The organism is Lentilactobacillus kisonensis DSM 19906 = JCM 15041 (genome assembly GCF_001434135.1).
Classification (GTDB): domain Bacteria; phylum Bacillota; class Bacilli; order Lactobacillales; family Lactobacillaceae; genus Lentilactobacillus; species Lentilactobacillus kisonensis.
Genome location: NZ_AZEB01000064.1, coordinates 1 through 3,103, shown reverse-complemented (window position 1 = coordinate 3,103; position 3,103 = coordinate 1). Strand labels below are relative to the sequence as shown.

The window sequence follows — 3,103 nt, the reverse complement described above, 5'->3', positions numbered from 1 at the left end:
TTGGGGTCGTTAAATCAGACTTGCCACTTAATGTAACGCTTGGCACATCTTTAAAGGTTGCCGTGCCGTCTTCAGCCTTGGTGACGTTGCCAACGGCCGCTTTAATTGCCGTTACTTCAGGTGTTACCGAGCTGGTCCAGTGATTGACGACGACTTGCAACGTCTTGCCACCAACGACGCTCACCAATTTGTTCCCAGCAGTGGTATCGGTCTTGCCAGTATAAGTGAAGTTTGGCACCGTCTCTTTAATGGTTGGGTTAGCAATCTCGTCGCCGATTTTGCCGACAAAGTAGGTGCTGCTTGATAACCCACTTGGAGACATGAAGTTATTCACACTAGTTCCATTATCCGTTGCTGGGTCGGTCGGATCCACAACCAGCCCCAAGTGGTTTAATAGGTCGCCCGCCTTTATTACTCCGCCTCGGCCCGTGTTCTCCGTAAAGATTGGGTTATTATTTTCATCAACGTTCATGATCAGGGCAAACGATGTACTATCGCTGGACTGCACTTGATCTGAATTGGCTTTTAAACCGTTAGCCGTCGTATAATCACCAACTGCTTGAATCGCGCCAAAGAACTCAGCGGCGCTCAGCATCACATCGGAAGCACTGCCTGACTTGTAAGCCGTCTGCAGCTGGGTCCAATATGGCAAAAGGCTATTGTAGTATGTAATGTTAGGTGCTGCATAGAATGGCGTATCCTTAATTGTGCTGGCATCTTGGCTGATATCTAACTTTTCTTTACTCAACGCGCTGTTAACATTCAACTTCGCCTGAGCCAATAATTCCGCGTCCGAGTACCCTTTAATCCCGTAATATAGCTGGGTTGGGTCGACCACGTTTCTAAATGCCTTGGTCAATCCCTTAGATCCCAACTGATTTAAAACTGCTTGATAGCCTGAATGACTATTGGTTGAAACAACTAAATCACCATACTCATCAACTTTAGCAATTGTGTTAGCTGGTAATACTAGCTCATTCAAAGCCGCCCGAGAATTCGAAACAAACCGAGCGTTAACCCCCCGTTTGTCTTCAATGAGCATTTTATTAGCAACTTTTAATTCCGTTTGCATACTAGCTACCAACTCATTGGCCTGAGTTAAATTAGCTTGCAAGACCGCTAACTTTTGCGATTGTTTTGTCGATTGATTTAAGGCCGTCTTTACCTGATTAAGCTCTTGGGTCACGTGAGCTGACAACGCATCCAAACCAGAATTATGGACAATCTTGTCAGTTGACTTGGCATTTGCCCGCTTAGCATCAGCCTTAACAACTTGGTTAACCTGGTTAGCAATCTTTTGGGCCTGTTTTGTGGCTTTCTTAGCTTGGCGATTAAAGTCTGCTTTCCCCTTAACTTTAACGGTAACTGCTTTTTGAGCCACGGATTTGGTAGTTGCTGCTTTAGCAGTTGACGTAGTCGTTGTTGCAGTTGGGGTTGCTTGCGCTTGGCTTATCTGATTTTGACCAGTTTGGTCTTGAGTCGTTTGACTAGTTGTTTGATCAGACCCCGCTTGCGTCGAGGTCGCAGTCACTGTCCCAGTTGCTTGATCAGTTGTGGTCGTTGGCGTGGTCTCAACGGTGGCCGTTGGTGTCACGATTGACGTGTCAGTCGTTGTTGCAGTTGGTTGATTGGCTGACTGATCATTGACCACGGTTGCTGGATCATTAGTCGTCGTTGGCGCAACCGTTGCTGTCGGTGTGCTGGCCACAGTCTGATCTTGGCTAACAGACTGATCCGTTTGAGCTGTCGCTGTTTCAGGACTAGCCGGTTGGTCTTGGCCGCCAAGCGTGTCCGCTTTGGCTGTTGGTACATCTGGCGCCACCAAACCTGGTACGCCATGCACTTGGGCTTCGTGAACCCCGAGCAGTAGCGCCACCGTTGTCATCCCCTGGACAACCCACTGCTTCTTAGCCTTATAGAGCTTATAGTGAACCACGGTTGGCTCTGCCTTAGCAATCTGATTATACTGATACCGTTTCATCTCATGACACCCTCATTTCTTCAATATTATGCCAATCAATTGACTGACACGTTTCCATTCCCTCAATCTATTAACCCCTGTTCTATGTGTGCCCAAACAAACTGGGCAGTGAATCGCTATTTATTATTCTATGTATGGAATAGGTGGCAACTGCCACCTATCCTATGGATATGCTCGATGGGTAATTCGGGCTAATAATCACTCGTCAGGGGAGGCAAGTAACTATTATGAAGCGGCCGGTTTCATTTGAGGGGAAATGAGGTCGGCCACCCGCGAGCCATTGCATCGAAAGTGACGCTTAATCACGCCGCTTTCTCCGCAATGCTGCGAGCCCAATCGTACTGAGCATGCCGATGACGCCTAGAAGCGCCATGTCATTATTTGCTTGATCACCAGTCTGCGGCAATCGTTTAGCGGCCAGTTGATTGGCTGACTTTGGTTGTTGCGAAGCTGATGGTTGCTTAGTTGGATTCAATGTGCGTGGTCCAAATACACCAGCAACCTTGACGGGTTCATTAGCTAACCGTTGCGTCTTCATCCGACCAGTTCGACTAGTTGCCCGTTTTACCTGCGATGTGGCCTTAGCCGTCTTCTTGGCGGTTGGCCGTTTCCCAGGCTTAGCTGGCTGATGCGTCGTCGTAGTCGTAGTTGGCTTCTTCGGCTGTGTCGTCGGCTGGTTCGGTTCCTGGGTCGGTTGCGTGGTTGGCTGCGTTGGCTGAGCCGGTTGGGTTGGCTGGTTCGGTGTCGTTGGTTGAACGGGGTTTGTCGGTTGCACCGGATTAGTTGGTTGCACCGGCGTCGTTGGCTGCGTTGCTAATTGATAAGTGATGTACGTATCCTTATCCGGGGTGGCATATGGCGCCGTTGGTGCTAAGTAGCCCTTGGTTGGGTCACTTGGATCAAAGAGCGTCAGGATCTTGCCACCGGAAACCGCATTGTAGCCCTTGATGTAAGGCACAATTGCCGTGGTAGGTGTCAAAATCGCCGCCGGGTTCTTCGGATCGTTTGGATAAATACTGTTGGTGACATCGCCCTTACCAGTTGGTGGCGTGATGATGTACTTGCCAATCAGCCGGTAAACGTAGTTCAAGGTCACGTCACCAGTGGCGATCTTCCCGTTTG

2 protein-coding genes are annotated in these 3,103 nt (G+C 49.1%); both read right to left on the bottom strand.

The window, feature by feature from the left end; genetic code table 11:
• On the bottom strand, positions 1 to 1,981 hold a 1,981-nt coding region (locus tag FC98_RS13575; RefSeq protein ID WP_169788700.1), incomplete at its 3' end, for a KxYKxGKxW signal peptide domain-containing protein.
• Positions 1,982 to 2,279: 298 nt separating this feature from the next.
• A partial coding sequence (locus FC98_RS13570; protein ID WP_156637331.1) for an LPXTG cell wall anchor domain-containing protein occupies positions 2,280 to 3,103 on the bottom strand: 824 nt, incomplete at its 5' end.